Origin of the sequence: Colwellia sp. MB02u-14 (genome assembly GCF_014076915.1) — a bacterium.
Taxonomy (GTDB): domain Bacteria; phylum Pseudomonadota; class Gammaproteobacteria; order Enterobacterales; family Alteromonadaceae; genus Colwellia_A.
Genome location: NZ_JACGUX010000088.1, coordinates 76,721 through 95,546 on the forward strand (window position 1 = coordinate 76,721; position 18,826 = coordinate 95,546).

The following is an 18,826-nucleotide window of genomic DNA, read 5'->3' on the forward strand; positions in this document are numbered from 1 at the left end:
ATAAAACATCTAGTATTGAATAAATAAAAGGCTACAAATTAATTTGTAGCCTTTTTTATTGTTTATCATCTAATAGAGCTACTGATGCACTCATTATTATTAAACCAATATTTACCCGAACTCAAAGATCAGATAAGCCCATTACCTATCTTAGATCTTGCGTGTGGTAATGGCAGGAATGGTTTGTTTTGTCTGGAAAAAAATTTAATAGTGACTTTTGCAGATATTAACGAGGAGTCATTAGGATATGTTAAGCAAACAATAAGTCGTGATGCAGATAAATATCAATCGACTTTAGCCACTTTTTGGCGCGTTGACTTTGAGCAAGCGTTTTCTCAGCCACTAGCAGAGAAAAGCTATCGTGCGGTAATGGTTTTTCGTTACTTACACCGACCACTTATAGAGCAGATTAAAGCGGCAGTAATCCCTAATGGTCTCGTTATTTATGAAACCTTCACCTTAGGTCAGGCTGAACTGGGTCGCCCCAAAAATCCTAATTTTTTATTAAAAGTAGGGGAGTTAGCTGAGCATTTTTCCGATTGGAAAATTATTCACTATTTTGAAGGGGCAACAGTTTCAGATACGGGTAATTATAACCAAGCGATAGCACAAGTGGTGGCGAGAAAACCTTTATAATTGCTCTGTAATCAAGTTGTGGCATAATCTAGTTAACTTTATTCAGTCAGTGGAGACTGCTTTGTTTTATCGCAAAGTATCTTTTATCAATATGTTTAAGGGGCAACAGTTTCAGATACGGGTAATTATAACCAAGCGATAGCACAAGTGGTGGCGAGAAAACCTTTATAATTGCTCTGTAATCAAGTTGTGGCATAATCTAGTTAACTTTATTCAGTCACTGGAGATTGCTTCATCTATGCCAAAGTATCTTTTATCAATAGACCAAGGTACAACAAGTTCACGGGCTATTTTGTTCACCACCCAAGGGGAACGCTACGCAAGTGCCCAAGAAGAGTTTCCGCAATACTTTCCTCAAGATGGCTGGGTAGAGCATCAACCTAACGATATTTTACAAACGGTATTACGTACCTGCCAAAAACTGCTTGCTGAAAACCAGTTGAGTGCTAGTGATATCATCGGTATTGGCATTACCAACCAGCGTGAAACGACACTCGTTTGGGATAAGTATACCGGTAACGTTATTTATAATGCCATAGTATGGCAAGACAGAAGAACCAGCGATTTTTGTGATTCAATTGATTGCGTACAAATTAGAAAAAAAGTTATTGATAAAACCGGTTTAATTTTAGATGCTTATTTCTCTGCCAGTAAAATTAATTGGATATTAACCCATGTTCAAGGTGCAAGAGCAAAAGCTGAAGCGGGGCACTTACTTTTTGGTACGGTTGACACATTTTTACTGTGGCACTTAACAGGGCAGAAGTCACATAAAACCGATGCAACCAATGCCTCAAGAACGTTATTATTTAATATCCATCAGCAATGCTGGGATGACGAGTTATTAAACTTGTTTTCAATTCCAAAAAATATGTTACCTGAGGTGATGGACTGTGCTGATGAATTTGGCGTTACGCAATCATCCCTATTTAATGGAGAAATACCTATTTTAGCGATGGCAGGAGATCAACAGGCCGCTTTATTTGGTCAAGCTTGTTTTGAAGAAGGTATGGCTAAGTGTACTTATGGAACAGGGGCATTTTTAATGCTAAATACCGGCAGTAAGGCTTTAAAGTCAACTAACCGATTACTGACTACTATTGCTTATCGTTTAAATGGAAAAGTGAGTTATGCGATTGAAGGCAGTATTTTTATGGCGGGAGCAACGATTCAATGGTTAAGAGACGAACTACAGATTATCGATAAGGCCTGCGACAGTGAAGATATTGCTAAAAAAACTACTGTTGAGCATGGTGTGTTTATTGTGCCCGCATTTACAGGCTTAGGTGCACCATACTGGGACCCTAATGCTCGTGCGACTATTTCAGGCTTGAGCCGAGACTCAGGCCGAAATGAAATAATTAGTGCAGCCTTACAGTCAGTCGCCTTTCAAAGCAAAGACTTACAAATCGCCATGGAAAAAGATGGTTTACGGCTCTCCTTGTTAAAAGTTGATGGTGGGATGACTGAAAATAGCTGGCTGCTTAATTTTGTCAGTGACATGTTATCAATAACAGTTAAGCGGCCTGAAATTGTTGAAACAACAGCTTTAGGGGTTGCATACTTAGCGGGATTACAAGCAGGAACCTTCTCTTCTATGGATGAATTATCAATGTTGTGGCGTTGTGAAAAAAGTTTTAGCCCCGAAATTAGTGATGAACAAAGAAATAGGCTTTACGCGCAATGGCAACGAGCGGTTAGCAAAGTACAAAACTAGCATATTAATGTACAATACTCACTTTGTAACTCTATAAATCTTATTATGTATATTGATCCTAAATGGCGTGTTTTAACGGTTGGAGATGGCGACTTATCTTTTTCAGCATCCTTACTAAAAAATCATCAACCGCAACAACTCACAGCAACTATTTATGACAGCATGGCTTGTTTACAAGAAAAGTACGGTGATGATTATTATCAGCAATTACAGCAAGACAATTGCCAAGTAATCACTGATTTCGACGTAACTGATAAAAAAACTTGGGGTAAGTTAGTTAAAAAATCATTTGATTTAGTCATATTTCAATTTCCATTATTACCTGCTTTTTCTTCTGAGCAAGCTTTTAAAACTTACTGCCAAACCTACAGTGTTAACACCTTAAATCGCGCTTTACTTCGAAAATATCTGTTGAACTGCTTTCAATATTTTCTCGATGATAATGGTGTAAAACTCGCGTTTATCACTTCAAAAAATGTAAAACCTTATTTGCAATGGAATATTGAAAAATCGTTGATACGCAACACTGATATTAATTATATAGGTCGATTTTATTTTGATATTAGTAAGTTTCCAGATTATAAAGTCAGAAATGTAAACAGAGATAAACATGTAAAATCAACCCAAGGCACAACGTATATATACAGCCTTGAGTCTTTAGAAAACTGTAAAACGATTTTTGATAATAAGAGTGATGACTATATTACTTATAATCGACAAAGCAGAGTGCCTGAGCACAAAACTTGTCAAGCTTGCCGAACAGGAGCCTTTGCAACAGAACGAGACAAATTGATGCATTTAGCGACTAAGAAACATCAGCAAATGTTTGCCTATGAAGAACAATGGTCAGATTTTTTGCAACAAGAAAGCGCAAATAAACACATTACCTAGGGTGAACATAAATGAAACATAAAAAAGTACTGATCCCTTTACCTCGTTATGGCTGCGACCCATCAGAAGTCGCTATTCCTTGGTTATTGCTAAAAGAGCAGCAATTTGAAATAACGTTTATTACCCCAGATGGTCATATGGCCATTGCGGATGAAATAATGTTAACAGGGAAAAGTTTGGGTTTACTCAAACCCGTATTGAAGGCTCGCCAAGACGCAGTAAATGCTTATCGTCAAATGGAAAGTTCAGTTGAATTTACTACGCCTTTAAAATATACCGATGTAAAAGTAGACGATTTTGATGGATTACTATTACCGGGAGGACATGACAAGGGGGTAAGAGAATATTTAGAATCAGACATTTTACAAAAGCTTGTTGTTGGTTTTTTCAATGAAAATAAACCAGTAGCGGCGGTTTGTCATGGGGTCTTAATTCCAGCGAGAAGTATTGATCCCAAAAGTCAAAAGTCGGTAATTTATGATTATCAATGCACTGGCTTATTAAAGCGCCAAGAGCTTACGGCTTACCACCTAACTCGACTTTGGTTGAATGATTATTATCTTACGTACCCAGAAACAACCACGGAAGATGAATTAATAGCAGCACTTGCTTGTCAGTCACAGTTTATGGCAGGAAGTTTGCCATTAGCTCGGGATAATTTACAGCACTTGTCACGCGGCTTTATTGTTAAAGATAGAAATTACTTGTCAGCGCGTTGGCCAGGAGATATTTACAATTTTAGTTTGAAATTTATTGATATGTTGACAGATTAACCGTTTGGTTAATCTGTCATTATACGGATGTTACTTAGGAGATTCTGAGTAAGGGTTTGAGGGTGCACTTGTTTGTTTCGAGCGATCAGGCTTTTCTGTACGACGAGCAAAACCCGGTTCATTTTTATCTTTATAGCTAGCCTTACTGCTATTATTTCTACTATCTCGAGCGTGTGATGAAGGTTTTTTATCAGAAAAATTTGACGATCTGATTGTCGGAATAGGTGCTTGTCCTAAAATTAATACCGCTGGTTCTTTAGGTTTTTGGCGTGCAGGTATTACCCGAAGACGAGGCGGGATTTCATATTGTTCATCATCGGCTTTTGGTAAGTTTTTAAATTGGTATAAATAAAAACGTTCCATCTTTTCACGAGCCCATTCGGTTTTACGTAAAAACTTTAAACTAGATTCAAGGCTAGGTTTGTTTTTAAAACAATTAATATTGGTATATTCCGCTAGAATTTCCCAACCATAATGATCAAACACTTCATTTAATAGTGTATCTAATTTAAGCCCGTGCAAGGGATTATTGAGTTGTTCGTTTTCTAGCGTCATGAGATTCTTTTTTACTAAACAGTTATAAGCATATTATATACGGATATGCTGTGAATGTACTCGCCTTTATTGTGTTTTGTTTACGTAACGTTCTTTTGCTTTTCGCCCTTTTTCATAAAGTGCGGGTCTGAGAAAACGTCTTAGTGCAGGAAAAAGATAAGAAACAGTAGTTAACCAACCGCTTGAACGAGGTAATGAAATCTCGACTTGCTCACCTTTAGCCACGCTAATTATTGCATCAGTGACTTGTTGAGGGCTGCTCATTGGTTGAGAGAATACTATGTCTTCTACTTCATCAATTTCAGACATAATAAAACCGGTATTGATTGGTCCAGGAGAAACTAAGCCAATACTAATACCCGAGCCTCTTAATTCATCAGCGAGAGCGTAACTAAAAGCACGTAGTCCAGACTTTGTTGCAGAATAGGTTGCAGCACCTTGTAAGGGGGTTCGACCTGCTAAAGAACCCACATTAACTATGCCACCAGAACCTCCCGCTGCAATACTTGCTCTAATATAAGGTAAAATTAATGTGGTGAGCTCGATGGGAGCACGTAAATTCACATCAACCATTTTGGCTAATTGCTCAGCGGCGTTATTTTCAACATTTCCGCGCTTATGATAGCCCGCATTATTAATAAGGTAATGAATACCACCAAACTTTTCCTGCGCACTTACTAGCATCTTTTTATACGCTGAAGCGTCAGCGACATCCATCGCAATCGTTAACACTGAAGTTTCAACAGAAAGCTCTTTGCTTATCTCGTCGAGTGCTTGTTGTCCTCTTGCTAATAAAACTAGATTGGCCTTCATTTTTGCAAATGCACGGGCGGTTTCTGCACCGACACCTGCTGAAGCACCCGTAATGACGACAGTTTTACCTTGAAAATAATTATTCATGTTAGTGCTTTCCATTTTATTTATTTTGAATAGCGTTAATTAAGTTGATCATTTAAGTCAGGTAACATGCATATTTATCAAAGATGTTACTAAAATAGTTGTAAAGCTGAGTCACCTAACTTAAGTGTTATTTCTGTCCAAAGTTTATTGTATAGATATTTGAGGAAATTTATCGTGTTATCTACGGTATATCGTTTGATAACAATCATCAAGCCATCGTCTCAATTTGAGTTAATTGTTTATTTTATCTCTTTAACTTCTGCTCCATTGATTACACTTGATATCAAGTATGAACCTACAAATTGTATAGTGCTGATGCATTTAAATGCGATGAGGTTATGTTTTGGCTGGATGTAATTATTTGAATTCTTTGTAAATAACTAGTATTTTGTTGACGAATACACTATTGTCTAAATGTACAAAAGTATACTTAAAATAAAAATAATAAAGGAATATATAATGGGTCAACGTTTAAGTTTTGCTGAAGTTAATCCGCTAAGCAAAGATATAGTCGAATTAATTATAGATGAAAATACCCTGGTCAGCATTGAGATGGTGGAAGAGTTTGATATCTATATCGAACAAAACTTTAAACATAAAATCGGTATATTAATGAATAAAATTAATGATTATAAATATAGTTTTGAAGCTAAGTTGACCCTTGGTTCTTTGCCAATGATTCAAGCGGTAGCTATTTTAAATTACAGCAACGCAGGTATATCTGATAGCGATAGTATTGAACAGATACGCGCGTTAGACAATCTCAACACCAAGCTTTTTTCGGGGTTAGAGTTAGCCCGAGATCAAGCCATCAATTGGTTAGTTAAAGAGTTAACATAGCTTAAGTTTTATCTTACTCGCTCGAAAGGTACCTGTTTCACATCTATATTTGTTTAACTCAACTCGCAGTTATTAATATCGAGTCCATATCATATAATTTTTCAATAGTAATCAGTTTCAATATTAATAAATCTTACAGCATGAGTTAGTGCTTATTTTTCAACAACGATTACTCGTTACACAGATAAACCTTAAAGGTATCGTCAAACTTATCAGACGATGCCTTAAGGTTTATTGTGCTTTTGCAAAACGCTATAACGGTTTTCTATCAATAGAAGTGGTTAACTCGCTGTCTTTAATATCGTCAGAATCTTGCAATATCTCAAGCATATCTGAGGCAATTTCAGGGAAAGAATCTACAAAGGTACTGGCAATCTCTACGGCATGTTCAGGGATACTTTCAACAATGTGATTAATATAGTTATTGGCGGCATACTCAATATTGTCTATGGTATCTGCTGTAACAACTTGCTCACTGTCTATTAAGTTTTGAACATAGGCCTCAGCCACATTACCTGAGGATTCAGGGAGTGAATCAGATACCGTAAAGGCAAGTTCTGCTGATTGGTCAGGAGCAACATCGGTTAAGCGATTATAAAGCTCAGTTGCTGTGTTTTCTGAAACCGCGGCTATTCTATCAATGGGGCGCATGGCATCTAAAGACTCTGATAGATTTGTCATATATTCTTTAGTCATTTCTAGTAGTTCACTTGGGTAGTCTTCGGCCATATTTTCAGCAGCCTGTTCCATCACATTAATACCGTCATCAGGCATGTTATTAGCAATCGCAACAACAATATTAGTAAATTGGTCTGGGTATTCAGAGGTGATCCAATCAACCAGCTGCTCGGCTTGTTCAGGCGAAGCATTTGTTAAAGCTTCAGCGATATGGATACTCATTTGTGGCGCTGCTGAAGTTATTGCCGCATATAATTTACTAATGTCTATTGCGTCTATAGTACTGAGTGCGGCGGCCAAGTTTGAAGCATTTTTTGGATCTCTAAGTACAAGTGCCTTGACCATATTAACAGCAGCAGACGGGTTTTTTCTCGCGAGGCTAATCGCAACCTCTACTTCTGGAGTTGTTTCAAACTGTGCTTCTGCATATTGTGTCCGAGGATCTAATTCTGACACCACACCACTGGGTGTCTGCATAACGAAGCTTTCCTGTTCATCAAGCGGTAATGCTTTTCTTAGTTTCATGCGAAGGCTAATAAAGAGTAACAGTGTTATAGCAACCATATTCATAAAACCAAATAAAGCGTTATTACCGAAATTTTCCATGACCATCGAGGCAAGGTAAGGTCCTAAAATACTGCCTAATGCATAGATTAATAACAACGAACTCATTGCAGACAATATTTGCTCTTTCAATACTTTATCAAAAGTTTCAGACATACTCATTGGGTAAAGACAGGCAACTAATCCTGTTATTAGCGCAACAGCCAATAAAGTGAGTTTGAACATATCTTTGGACATAAGAAATGGCACAAGTAAGGACAATACAATGAGCGTTGCGACCATAAATAGCATAACTTTTCGACGATCAAAATTATCTGATAAATAGGCAATAGGAAACTGTAAAACGATAGCACCAGAGATAGCGGTGCCCATAAATATTGATAAGTCTAAACCGGTAATACCATTATTACTGGCAAAGATAGGCAACATATTAATTAAAGCCGCATAGAGAACGCCACAATAAAAGCAACTTACCACACCTAAAGGAGACAACTTGAACACAGTCATGAAAGACATTGATTGGCTGTCTTCAATTTGTGGACCTCTTTGTTTGCTAATCACGATAGGGGTAATGGACAAGCTAAAGAGAATGCCACAGATAACAAATAGGGTAATATCATCAATAGGAGCGACATTGAGTAAAAATTGACCAGAGAATAGTGCGGTCATTATCATCATTTGATTAATAGATAGTATTCGCCCCCTATTTTTTTCTGTGGCGCTATGGCTTAACCAACTATCAAGTGTGGCATTAGTACAGACAATACAAAATCCCGTTATTATTCTCATACAAGCAAGCATTAATGGCTCTGGATAGAGGCCAGAAAGTAAAATAGCAACGGAGGTTAAACTGCCACACATAGCAAATATTCTTATGTGTCCAACTCGCTGTAATAGCATACGGCTATAATATGCACCCAACAAAAAACCCACAGATAGCATTGATAATACTAAGCCAATATTGTTCATGCTGACGCCATCGTTCTGCATGCGCACAGGTAATAAAATATTGCTTAATCCGTAACCTAACATGAGCAAAAAGCCACTCGTTAGCAGAAGGATAAAGGGTCTGAGGGTCATTATCATAAGATATACTCTTATCTATTTAGCGAACAGCTTTTACGGTTTAAATAAACAACATAATATTAAAAATAACGTACATTTAAACATTATTGCAGTTACTTCAAAGTAACTTACAGATATTAATTATATCAAGAGCATATTAAGGTTTATAGCGGGAATATGGAAAAGTTATCTCTAAAAATAGTTAGTTTGCTTGAAATTTAAGTGTTACCGGGTAAAAAAATATCATGGCAATTTATCCGTGTAATATCTCATAGTCGTAAAATTTTTTCGGAAAAAATACATTGCGTAACCATTTATGCCAGCTATTTTTCAAATAGCAGGCATAGAAAAATTGTAGTACCTGCAACAACGTTACCCTCTTGATCATTAAGCCTCATTTATTCATTTATTTAAGCCACACTTACTAAGGTGAGTTTTATAGCTATGATCATCAGTACGCATCCTGCGACTTTATCAATTTTTTGTTTTTGTCGATTAAAACGAGGCATTATACTTGGGTGTGATAATAGCAATGCAACACCGCTGTACCAGATAAAATGTGCCAGCATAATGATCACCCCATAACTTATTTGCATTATTAAGGGAGTCTCTACCGATACTACCTGCGTAAAAATACTTAAGAAAAAAATAGATGTTTTGGGGTTTAATATATTACAAGTAAAACCTAAACGTACCGCCATTAATGCTGTCATTTGAGGCGTGTGACTTTTTTTATCTTGCTTTAAAATCGCGTCGGTTGTTACTAACTGCCACGCAATATAAATAAGATAAGCGGCGCCTAAATATTTGATTGTTGTAAATAACCATGGTGAGTTTGCAATCACTACCGCTAATCCTGCAATTGAATAACTTGCATGAATACAAACAGACAAACACATACCTAAACTCATATATAAACCTGCCAAGCGGCCATTGTAGATACTCGTTCGTGTTACCAATACAAAATCAGCGCCAGGTAATATCGCCATAAAAATAGCAATTGTGCTCACCGCTATAATTTCTGCCATATAAGTGTTTATTAATACTTCCATAATTATTACTCACTCTTTAAGTATGCTCGTTGCAACTCAATTATTAATCTGCAAGTATGTTAATCTATGAGATATTTAAAACAATACACACATTTGTAAAAGGACTTGTGCTTAATGGACACAAATAAATTAATACCGCTATTGTCCGATATGGCCATTTTAGTTACGGTGGTTGAACAGGGGAATTTTAGTAAAGCGGCAAGGAAACTTGGCGTAACACCTTCAGCTGTTAGCCGTCAAATTAGTCGGTTAGAAGATGCATTGGGTATTAAGTTATTACAACGAACGACACGACAACTTGCGTTAACTGAATCAGGAACAATAACATTTAATTATTGTAAACAGATGGTCGAGTCTGCAGAGCAAGCCGTTAATGCGAGTCGTTCTGCCACATCGACGGTAAGTGGATTATTAAGAGTCTCGGCGCCAAAATCACTCGCTAATCAGGTATTACGTCCACTGTTTGTTGAGTTTTTAAAATGCTATCCAGAGATCCAGTTACATTTGAAAGTAACTGACCGTATTTTAGATCCTATTCATGATGGTGTTGATTTTTTGATTCATATTAGTGACGACCCAATAGAAGCATTGGTAAATGTTAAAATTGGACGTGTAGAACAGGTGTTATGTGCGAGTCCTGATTTTCTAGCCAACCATACTTTGCCATCACACCCCGATGATTTAAAACATTTACCTTGTATTTGCTTAGGCGAAAACATGACTGATAACCGTTGGCGATTTAGTCATAAAAATCAAAAAACAACGGTAGAAGTAACCGGTTCATATTTACTTAACCACAGTGAAATGCGTCGAGATGCCATTGAACAGGGCTTTGGTATAGGCTCTTTACCCGATTACACCGCGCAAAAAGGGGTTGAAGCGGGAACACTCATTCCACTATTGAAAGATTGGCATTTACAATGTAGTTATCATGGTGATATTTGCTTGCAGTATGTGCAAAGTAAATATATGCCTAATAAGAATCGGGTATTTATCGATTTTATCAAAGAAAAATTATTGGTTATTAAACCGAGTTCATAAAAGGTGATTATATTCTACTCAGGGTATTACACTTCTTAGCTAAATATCATTTATCTGCTTATTTGGCGTTAGGCATCTGATGAAAATAAGTACGTTAATTATAATTTTTATTGTCGCTTTATTAACATTCACTGGCATATATGTCAGTGCAACCATCAATAAAATTGGCGAAAGTTGCTAGCAGGGCTTAACGACTTGTCCGTTTTATTGTTTATTTTAGGCCAGAATAATTTGCTTTTGTATAAGGTGCTATGTGTACTTTATCTCGAGAGGCAAATAAGTCATTCTGTTTATAATTCAATCTAAAAAGGATGAATATGTTTTTATTATTAATTTTAAATATCATAAGTATCTTTGTTTGCTTTTATATTGCTAAATATTGTCATACACAATCTTATTATTGGGCATTTATGGGGGCGTTAGTAGGGCCTCTCGCTATTCTTTTCGCTTTCCTATCAAAGCTAGAATTAAAAAATCAATAGATTTTTTGTATATAAATAGTCATCTAAAGTATAAAAAAAAGATGACTTTTTAACTCAGCTTAATTCTTTAGCCAACAAATATTTACCACTTAATAGGGGACTAGCAGTCATAGTGACGTGCTGTGAATAAATTAATTTTAATTTTAATTTAAATGTTAATGTTTTTGTTGTCATTTAACATAGTCGCTGAAGCATCCAGACTTAAACGCAAGGTCATTGCTCGTGTTACTCTGTGACTATAGTCAAACATTATTTTCCATGTGAAATGGTGTAATTAAACTAAGGAAGGTTTGTTGTATGCGTAACCTATTAATATCTATTTTAGTTAGTTTTACATTATTGCAGTGGTCAATTTTTGCTTGCGCTACATCGCTTAACGAAGCCTATAAAATTAAAAAAAGTAATATTCAAATTAAAGGGCATGGCAAAGTTATCAGGATACTAAATGATGATAACCAAGGTTCACGTTATCAAAATTTTACTCTTAAACTCAGCTCAGGTAACACTATTTTAATTGCACATAACATTGACCTTTCGCCAAAAGTTAATTTGATTTCAAAGGGTGATATGGTTTGTTTTTATGGTGAATCGAATGGAATAAAAAAGGTGGTGTAGTGCATTGGACGCATCGATACCCAAATAGACATCATATAAATGGTTGGTTAAAGCATAAAGGTGTTGTCTACCAATAGCTTTATCGCAAGCCATTTTAAGAATTAAGCATAGAGGGCTGTTTTGTTTTACTTATTGTGAGTCAACTAAATCTCCCCATTTTTATTGTAAATAAAGGTATCTAATTAAGTATGGTTCAAAATATTATAGTCGTGGCATTATTAACAGGCTCTATTGGTTTAATGCTACTTGTTATAGGTTCTATTTTCACTGCTGTTGTTGCTTTGGGCAATAAACAGCATTTATTTGGTTGGTCTGTATTTTTATTTTTTCCAATATCATTAATTTATTGTGCAATGAATTGGGATAAAGCGTCGTATTCTGGAAAAATGGTCTATTCAGGCGCTTTTTTGTTAACCGTAACCGCAATTATTTTAAAGGCTGGCGGTGTAATTTAGCTGAACGCATAATTGTCTATTCAAACATAACAAGTCATTGCCTCTGAGTAAGACATTCATTTGTAATACAAGTTTTGGCCTTTATCAAAATGGATTTTGAGTAAAAATACCTTTGTACTTTTTATTATTTTACGCATAACGACACTCATGGCATCTGCTGATGTTTTTGATGTATTTAGTGAACTTCGCTTAAATATAGGTACGAGTGATATAAAACTCTGGGGTTGCCGATAATGCTTGATTTAAGTGGCGCTTGGCAGAATTTTTTATTTACATCTCATGCCGACAAGGTTACTTTATCTGGTCTAACCAGAGGTGTGTATGTCAGAAAAAACGGTACTGTTAACTATCGAAAACAACATTGCTTATGTTGCACTTAATCGTGCAGAGAAGCATAACGCTATTAATATGGTGATGTTTTATCAGCTTGATAATATTATTAAGCAATTACAAAAAGACAAAACACTCCGCGCCATCATTGTGCATGGCGAAGGCGTAGATTTTTGTAGTGGCTTAGATGTGAAATCGGTGATGAAAGCGCCCATCAATATTTTAAAACTACTCTTTAAATGGTTACCCGGACAGTCAAATTTAGCACAACGTGTCTCTACAGGCTGGCGTAAAATACCTGCTCCTGTCATCATGGTTTTGCATGGACGAGTTTGGGGTGGTGGCTTACAAATTGCTTTGGGTGGTGATTTTCGCTTTGTTGAACCTTCTGCAACTTTATCCATTTTAGAAGCAAGATGGGGGCTAATTCCTGATATGGGAGGAACGTTGGCTTTAAAAGAACACTTGCCTGCTGATCAAGCAAAATTACTGGCGATGACAGGAAAAGAAATTTCTGCCAAACAAGCGCTCGAATATCATTTAATTACTGAAATATCATCCGACCCAATGGCTGCTGCAAAAGCGTTAGCAGTATCACTTTGTCAGCAATCTCCTGATGCTGTTGCTGGCGTCAAAAAACTTTATAATAAAGTTTGGTGGCGCAGTGATCGTTTTACATTAGCAAGAGAAACTTTTTATCAACTCAAAGTCATGCTGAGTAAAAATCAAAAGATAAAAGCTTATAATCAAACGCATGAAAAAGAACCTGCTAAAGCGTTTAAAAATAGAGGTTCTTGGTAGGTATAGTATCTTATTTAATATGCCGATTTATTGCGTTTCAAACTACATCTGTGGCGTTACCCATGCAATAGAATAACGATTGCTTTATATGAGGGCTTGGCATTTTTCCTTAGATGTACACTCAAGGCCCGCATTTTTAAATGATAACGGTATATAGAGAATAAAGTGAATAGGACAAAGTATGTACCCCCTTGAATATATAGAACCGGTTTTTCGCCCACCAAGCGAATGGAAAAGCTTAATACTACAAGTCACTAATGGCTGCTCTTGGAATAACTGTTCCTTTTGTGAGATGTATACGGCTGAAAATAAAAAATTCAAACCGAAAAAAGTAGAGCTTATTGAGCAAGAACTAATAAAAATTTCACATTCAGGCTTACCTGTTGGACGTGTGTTTTTAGCCGACGGTGATGCCGTAATGTTGCCGTTCAAACGGTTAAAAGAAATTCTTGAACTGATAAAAAAACACTTGCCACATGTTACGCGGGTTTCAAGTTATTGTTTACCTAGAAACTTAACTAATAAAACGGTTGAACAACTTACCGAGTTAAGAGCTTTAGGCTTGTCTTTGCTCTATGTGGGCTGTGAAAGTGGAGACGATGACGTCTTAAAGTTAATTGAAAAAGGTGAAACATACCAAAGTTCTTTAATAGCCCTTAAAAAAATTAAGCAAGCAGGTATTAAAAGCTCAGTGATGATTTTAAACGGTTTAGGCGGGCCTGAATTATCAAAACAACATGCCCTTAACTCTGCTAAATTAATGAATGAAGCTCAACCTAATTACCTCTCTACATTGGTGGTAAGTTTTCCTTTAGGCCAAGCACGTTTTGCCCAAAAATTTACAGAACATCAATATCAGCCTTTTCGTCTTTTACATCAGCAAGAGTTGTTTACTGAAATGGAAACGTTGTTATCAGCACTTGAGTTAAATAACACTATTTTCAGATCTGATCATGCTTCAAATTACTTGGTGTTGAAAGGGATCTTAGGTAAAGATAAAGATAAATTAGTGAATATGGTACAAATGGCGTTAGCGCAATCTACAGAAATACCTATTCGTCAAGAATGGCAAAGGGGTCTATAAGTGTGGTTTGCTAAACGTGAATTTATGCATTGTCGTTAGTAAGCGGTTGTTAATAAATAATAGCCGCCCGAAAGGACGGTTTTGTGCGGTTAGAAATTTATAATTAAACGTTTCTGTGCCATCAAAACCTGAGGTTCTTAAAAATAAGTTTTAGTGGTTTTATCGTTAATATCGCTTATAAATTGAGACTGTATTTTTTATCGATTTAACCCTGACCTTGGGTACGATTTCGATTAGATTTAGCGCTAGCATTCTTTTCAATAAACTTTTTCTCGATAAACTTGAAAATCATGGGGGTAACATCCTTTTCAGTTGCGGCTTCAATACCCGCCAAACCCGGTGAAGAATTAACTTGCATGACAACAGGTCGACGTTCGGCGCGCAGTAAATTAACACCACAGACGTGCAGCCCGATAACGTGTGCAGTCAACACCGTGGTAGCTCTTTCTTCTGGGGTAAGTTTAACAAGTACCGCTGAACCACCGCGGTGTAAATTTGACCTAAACTCACCTTCACACCTTGACGTTTCATTGCGGCAACAGCATGGTCACCACCAACAAGACATCGAATATCAGCACCACCGGCTTCTTTGATAAATGCTGAATTAAAATATCGGCATTTAACCCCATAAAGGCTCAACAATAGCCTCTGCTGACTTAGTTGTTTCAGCAAGTACCACTCCAATACCTTGCGTATCCTCAAGTAATTTAATGACGCAAGGAGCACCACCGACATTTTTAATTAAATCTTTGACATTGTTAGGGTGATTAGCGAAGCCTGTTCTTGGCAAGCTGAGGCCTTTTCTTGACAGTAATTGCATAGAACATCATTTATCTCTAAAGCGACTAATCGCCAAAGATTCATTGACACTGAAAGCGCCAGTCATTTCAAATTGAGGCACTACCGCGCTGCCATAAAAAGAAATGGAAGCACCGATCCGCGGTATTATTGCATCGTACTGTGGAAGTGCTTGGCCTTTATAGCGAACAACTGATCTGTTGCTAGTGATATCCATCTAACAATGAAGTGTATCGATAACGTCAACTTGATGACCCAGCGCTTCCCATGCCTCTTTTAAACGGCGGATCGAGTACAACTTCTTGTTTCGAGATAATATTACTATTTTCATCTTTGATTTCCTGTTGTATAAAGAAAAACAACCTATAATCTAGACTGTTTACAAAAAAGTCACAAAATAATATAAATATTTTTAAGAAAAGTGGTAAAGAAGTGTTTTTATAATAATAGGGTATTATTTTGTTGTTTATATTGGAATACGTGAGTTGCATTTTTCTTGCCAAAAGTACACTCAGCTTTCTAACCGATTGCTGAGGGGGTATTGATCTGTTAATTATTACCTGCGCATTAATCACTTTTATTCTATTAGTACTTGCTTTTTTGAGGCACTCATCCGTATTTAAATTGATACGGGTAGGGCAGATTTTATTATTAGGTGCGCGTTGCAGCCTCGAAATTAACATTGACAATAATACGGTAAATACTGCTGAAAATGTGGTCATTACCGAGTTGAGGGTGCAATGACTTGGACCCTAAGGTAAAGAGTTTTAAGTCATTAGCCGGGAGTAAGGGCTTAACCGTATTCGTAATGGCTAACCTGATTGGCTTTTTTTTTTGGTTTGAACGAATCGAGTCTAGCGTCTATTACTGACGCCCTTAGAGTACCGGTTAGTGCGGTTCAAAGGGGATTCTTCTGGGTCGGTCCTGGGTTTGATACACTTGAGCAGTTCTCCTCATTTCTAGTTCTATACCCCATGCCTACGTTGCCAGAAGAATGGCTGATTCGCACATCTATCTTATTGTTGACTTGTTAGATAACATGGTTGTGTTGGGCGCAATCAGACTTACCTCAATGAAAAGGTACAATTACGCTTGGCCAGTATTGACACCAATACGCCCTAAATTGTGTGGGTAACTTTAGCACTAGGCAGTGAAATAATGTCAGGCTACACTCACGTAGCCATAAGTCTAGCATTTACTTTGACGGAGTTAGAAATAGCTCAGAGGCAAATGAGATATTTCTAATGTATACGTTTTCACTTAGGGCTGATATTTTGAATGCACGTGGTAGTCTCAAACATTTTAAAAGTACGAACCTGAGATTTTTTGTTACATGGCTGACGACGTAATGACTTTATTTTTATAACAGTTGCACGTCGTTTTTAACCTGTAATGTTTGATTTCGTATTAAAATACCGGCATATTCCTCGAAAAACCACCTACGTTAACGCCATGTTTTTGAACAATGCGCGCCTTAGCATGAACGAAGACATAACCGAACGCTTTATTTTCGGTAAATAGGCAATACTGATCTTAATTTCTAAACCATACGTAAATAGATTGTGAAAACAAAATAGTATTAACTAAAATTCACTGAATAGGAAAATACAATGTTAAATAAATTTATTACAACAGTATCAATTGTGGTTGCCAGCTTAGCTTTTATGCCAGACTCTTATGCAGAGCATCATGGTATGAAAAAAGATATTGTTGATGTGGCCGCTGCAAATGGTTCTTTCAATACACTTGTCGCAGCAGTTAAAGCAGGTGGGCTTGTTGAAACACTTAAAGGTGATGGGCCCTTTACGGTATTCGCACCCACAGATGAGGCTTTTGCAAAGTTGCCTAAAGGCACGCTTGAGATGCTTTTGAAACCAGAAAATAAAGATAAACTCGTCGACATATTAACATATCACGTTGTTTCTGGAAAAGTGATGTCTACAGATGTCGTGAAAGTAACAAGCGCACCTACCATTCAAGGTAAAATGTTGATGGTTAAAGTCATCGATGGAAATGTAATGATAAATAAAGCAAAAATTATCATGGCAGATGTAAAAGCAAGTAATGGTGTCATACACGTTATTGATACGGTATTAATACCTTAATAGCAAGCTCGGTAGGGTGTCGGTTATTTCTCATATAATCGATACTCAAAGAGTCTTTTCGCTATTCCCCTCTTTATTAAAATTTAATTCATTGGCGATACAATGTTTATTTCGCTAAAATTACCTAGCCGCAGTATTTTTTATCTCTCTTTTACACCGTTATTAGATAGAGGTAACCGTTTTTAAAGCTTCAATATGGCTTGAAAATAAAAAGTATTATAAAAGCGAGTTATTTTTAGAAACTAAAGTAAAACCTGCAATAATAAAACTTATTTAAAATAATAATATAGGTTATAGCAGACATAACCCACATTCTAGTATGATAATAAATACCATTATATTTATTTGCACTAAAGCGGGCTTCTTCTGCTAACCTGATCGGTGATTATTTTGGTTTATTCTAACGCTAAATACAAGTCAGAATGTACATAAATTCCTTCGTGACCTGACTTAATCTCTGCTTTTTCAAACCATGCTAACAACTGTGTTTTCTGTCTGCAAGCTCAAGGCGAACACCCTGTTTTTTTAAAAATAATGTCTAAATCAGCCAACATTGCCATAACACTCAAGTCAAAATGGGGGGAGGTATGGCACTGCATCGATAATAACACACTCAATATCTCGTTTTGTCTGGCACATAGCTCTAAAATCGGCGCTATTTGTATTACGCTTGCTATGCAAAACCAGCAAGATAAACGTTTAAAAGCAGATAAGTAGATGTTAATTTACCCGAGTGTTGATACATCGGCCAACAGCCCTCTTTTACCGAGAATGGTTCAAGATTTTTACTTGAGTAAGATAAAATAAGCCGGTACTTTAATCAGTCTTTTAAAGCGAGGGATAACATTAAAGCTGCATCACCTTTGTATGGTGAAATAAGTAACGATTTTCCAGAAATTTTAATTATTACCGCCAGATGTTATCCATTAAGAGATGAGGGGTTAGCTTATGCTAAAGTGTTAAAAGCGGTTGGGGTAACTGTACATCATCAGTTTGATGTGTTGTGCATGCTTATATGTTACTTAATGCACTTGTTGAAGAAGAGTGTCGGCAAAATTTTCAGATAATCGTTAACTTTATTAATCAATAGCAAAGTTTATCTCAGCTTTCCGTGGTAAAAATCCTCAATTACCACAAGGTCTTGTTACTAGAAAACAAGACCTCTTTATCATAATGTCAGTAATCTAGTCACCTATGTTGTTAGCATTGTCAAACTCCATATTTATCTAATTCAACATCATTTTTAATATCGTTTTCTGTTCGATAAAACACTTACAAATAATGGTTTAATACGTATTCATCTTTTTTGATATAGCGCTTCGCTTAAATTTAACACAACCTGTGATGGCTACTTAACAAGCAAATACAACCATTAATTTTACATTAGGAATAAAAATAAAAATAAAAATAAAAATAAAATGAAATGAAAACTAAAGTAATAAAA

Annotated in this window: 15 protein-coding genes and 3 pseudogenes; 12 read left to right on the forward strand and 6 right to left on the reverse strand. The window is 36.4% G+C overall.

Translation table 11 applies throughout. The features are described 5' to 3' along the window. Positions 1 to 84: 84 nt before the first annotated feature. From H4J52_RS18995 to H4J52_RS19010, 4 genes are all read left to right on the forward strand, one after another. Positions 85 to 636, forward strand: coding sequence for a methyltransferase domain-containing protein (locus tag H4J52_RS18995; protein ID WP_182180075.1), 552 nt, complete (start codon positions 85 to 87; stop codon positions 634 to 636). A gap of 238 nt (positions 637 to 874) precedes the next feature. Then, a complete protein-coding gene (glpK, locus tag H4J52_RS19000; protein WP_182225389.1) occupies positions 875 to 2,353 on the forward strand; it encodes a glycerol kinase GlpK in 1,479 nt (492 codons plus the stop codon). A 45-nt stretch (positions 2,354 to 2,398) separates the two neighbouring features. Continuing rightward, on the forward strand, positions 2,399 to 3,244 hold the full coding sequence (locus H4J52_RS19005; protein WP_182180071.1) for a class I SAM-dependent methyltransferase: 846 nt from the start codon (positions 2,399 to 2,401) through the stop codon (positions 3,242 to 3,244). 11 nt (positions 3,245 to 3,255) lie between these two features. Then, positions 3,256 to 4,017, forward strand: coding sequence for a type 1 glutamine amidotransferase domain-containing protein (locus H4J52_RS19010; RefSeq protein ID WP_182180069.1), 762 nt, complete (start codon positions 3,256 to 3,258; stop codon positions 4,015 to 4,017). Between the two features lie 30 nt (positions 4,018 to 4,047). Here H4J52_RS19010 and H4J52_RS19015 read toward each other — a convergent pair whose 3' ends face one another. Then, the gene (locus H4J52_RS19015) at positions 4,048 to 4,572 is read right to left on the reverse strand and encodes a VF530 family DNA-binding protein (RefSeq protein WP_182180067.1); all 525 of its coding nucleotides are present in this window, start codon (positions 4,570 to 4,572) and stop codon (positions 4,048 to 4,050) included. Positions 4,573 to 4,638: 66 nt separating this feature from the next. Next, positions 4,639 to 5,472, reverse strand: coding sequence for an SDR family oxidoreductase (locus H4J52_RS19020; protein WP_182225390.1), 834 nt, complete (start codon positions 5,470 to 5,472; stop codon positions 4,639 to 4,641). Between the two features lie 459 nt (positions 5,473 to 5,931). Between H4J52_RS19020 and H4J52_RS19025 the strand changes: the two genes are divergently transcribed. Continuing rightward, positions 5,932 to 6,312, forward strand: coding sequence for a hypothetical protein (locus tag H4J52_RS19025; protein ID WP_182180063.1), 381 nt, complete (start codon positions 5,932 to 5,934; stop codon positions 6,310 to 6,312). Between the two features lie 252 nt (positions 6,313 to 6,564). Here H4J52_RS19025 and H4J52_RS19030 read toward each other — a convergent pair whose 3' ends face one another. Together H4J52_RS19030 and H4J52_RS19035 are read right to left on the reverse strand one after the other, a co-directional pair. Next, positions 6,565 to 8,640: an MFS transporter gene (locus H4J52_RS19030; RefSeq protein WP_182180061.1), complete on the reverse strand. Its 2,076-nt coding sequence runs from the start codon at positions 8,638 to 8,640 to the stop codon at positions 6,565 to 6,567. A 389-nt stretch (positions 8,641 to 9,029) separates the two neighbouring features. Beyond that, positions 9,030 to 9,671, reverse strand: a complete 642-nt coding sequence (locus H4J52_RS19035) for a LysE family translocator (RefSeq protein ID WP_182223852.1) — start codon at positions 9,669 to 9,671, stop codon at positions 9,030 to 9,032. A gap of 114 nt (positions 9,672 to 9,785) precedes the next feature. Here H4J52_RS19035 and H4J52_RS19040 point away from each other — a divergent pair, with 114 nt between their 5' ends. The 5 genes and pseudogenes from H4J52_RS19040 to H4J52_RS19060 all read left to right on the forward strand — a co-directional run bounded on the left by H4J52_RS19040 (position 9,786) and on the right by H4J52_RS19060 (position 14,479). Beyond that, entirely contained in the window at positions 9,786 to 10,712 is a 927-nt protein-coding gene (locus H4J52_RS19040) for a LysR family transcriptional regulator (protein ID WP_182180057.1), read from the forward strand. A 779-nt stretch (positions 10,713 to 11,491) separates the two neighbouring features. After that, positions 11,492 to 11,886: pseudogene (locus tag H4J52_RS19045) on the forward strand (DUF3465 domain-containing protein). A gap of 111 nt (positions 11,887 to 11,997) precedes the next feature. Further along, the gene (locus tag H4J52_RS19050; protein WP_182180055.1) at positions 11,998 to 12,264 is read left to right on the forward strand and encodes a hypothetical protein; all 267 of its coding nucleotides are present in this window, start codon (positions 11,998 to 12,000) and stop codon (positions 12,262 to 12,264) included. Positions 12,265 to 12,585: 321 nt separating this feature from the next. Next, positions 12,586 to 13,395: a crotonase/enoyl-CoA hydratase family protein gene (locus H4J52_RS19055; RefSeq protein ID WP_182180053.1), complete on the forward strand. Its 810-nt coding sequence runs from the start codon at positions 12,586 to 12,588 to the stop codon at positions 13,393 to 13,395. A gap of 181 nt (positions 13,396 to 13,576) precedes the next feature. Then, complete coding sequence (locus H4J52_RS19060; RefSeq protein WP_182180051.1) at positions 13,577 to 14,479, forward strand: radical SAM protein; 903 nt, start codon at positions 13,577 to 13,579, stop codon at positions 14,477 to 14,479. Positions 14,480 to 14,684: 205 nt separating this feature from the next. On the opposite strand, the pseudogene rimK reads toward H4J52_RS19060, so the two are convergent. Then, a pseudogene (rimK, locus tag H4J52_RS19065) lies at positions 14,685 to 15,608 on the reverse strand (30S ribosomal protein S6--L-glutamate ligase). A 1,279-nt stretch (positions 15,609 to 16,887) separates the two neighbouring features. On the opposite strand from rimK, the gene H4J52_RS19070 reads away from it, so the two are divergent. Further along, entirely contained in the window at positions 16,888 to 17,382 is a 495-nt protein-coding gene (locus tag H4J52_RS19070; protein ID WP_182180049.1) for a fasciclin domain-containing protein, read from the forward strand. Between the two features lie 395 nt (positions 17,383 to 17,777). Here H4J52_RS19070 and H4J52_RS20585 read toward each other — a convergent pair. Then, a pseudogene (locus H4J52_RS20585) lies at positions 17,778 to 18,009 on the reverse strand (sodium-independent anion transporter); the annotation flags it as partial. A 176-nt stretch (positions 18,010 to 18,185) separates the two neighbouring features. Between H4J52_RS20585 and H4J52_RS20590 the strand changes: the two are divergent. Beyond that, complete coding sequence (locus tag H4J52_RS20590; protein ID WP_404851849.1) at positions 18,186 to 18,449, forward strand: alpha/beta hydrolase fold domain-containing protein; 264 nt, start codon at positions 18,186 to 18,188, stop codon at positions 18,447 to 18,449. Positions 18,450 to 18,826 lie beyond the last annotated feature (377 nt).

Bases quoted from the DNA above. Each gene is read 5' to 3' on its own strand.
- H4J52_RS18995 (WP_182180075.1), top strand. From the start codon at position 85: ATGCACTCATTATTATTAAACCAATATTTACCCGAACTCAAAGATCAG.
- glpK (WP_182225389.1), top strand. From the start codon at position 875: ATGCCAAAGTATCTTTTATCAATAGACCAAGGTACAACAAGTTCACGG.
- H4J52_RS19005 (WP_182180071.1), top strand. From the start codon at position 2,399: ATGTATATTGATCCTAAATGGCGTGTTTTAACGGTTGGAGATGGCGAC.
- H4J52_RS19010 (WP_182180069.1), top strand. From the start codon at position 3,256: ATGAAACATAAAAAAGTACTGATCCCTTTACCTCGTTATGGCTGCGAC.
- H4J52_RS19015 (WP_182180067.1), bottom strand. From the start codon at position 4,572: ATGACGCTAGAAAACGAACAACTCAATAATCCCTTGCACGGGCTTAAA.
- H4J52_RS19020 (WP_182225390.1), bottom strand. From the start codon at position 5,472: ATGAATAATTATTTTCAAGGTAAAACTGTCGTCATTACGGGTGCTTCA.
- H4J52_RS19025 (WP_182180063.1), top strand. From the start codon at position 5,932: ATGGGTCAACGTTTAAGTTTTGCTGAAGTTAATCCGCTAAGCAAAGAT.
- H4J52_RS19030 (WP_182180061.1), bottom strand. From the start codon at position 8,640: ATGATAATGACCCTCAGACCCTTTATCCTTCTGCTAACGAGTGGCTTT.
- H4J52_RS19035 (WP_182223852.1), bottom strand. From the start codon at position 9,671: ATGGAAGTATTAATAAACACTTATATGGCAGAAATTATAGCGGTGAGC.
- H4J52_RS19040 (WP_182180057.1), top strand. From the start codon at position 9,786: ATGGACACAAATAAATTAATACCGCTATTGTCCGATATGGCCATTTTA.
- H4J52_RS19050 (WP_182180055.1), top strand. From the start codon at position 11,998: ATGGTTCAAAATATTATAGTCGTGGCATTATTAACAGGCTCTATTGGT.
- H4J52_RS19055 (WP_182180053.1), top strand. From the start codon at position 12,586: ATGTCAGAAAAAACGGTACTGTTAACTATCGAAAACAACATTGCTTAT.
- H4J52_RS19060 (WP_182180051.1), top strand. From the start codon at position 13,577: ATGTACCCCCTTGAATATATAGAACCGGTTTTTCGCCCACCAAGCGAA.
- H4J52_RS19070 (WP_182180049.1), top strand. From the start codon at position 16,888: ATGTTAAATAAATTTATTACAACAGTATCAATTGTGGTTGCCAGCTTA.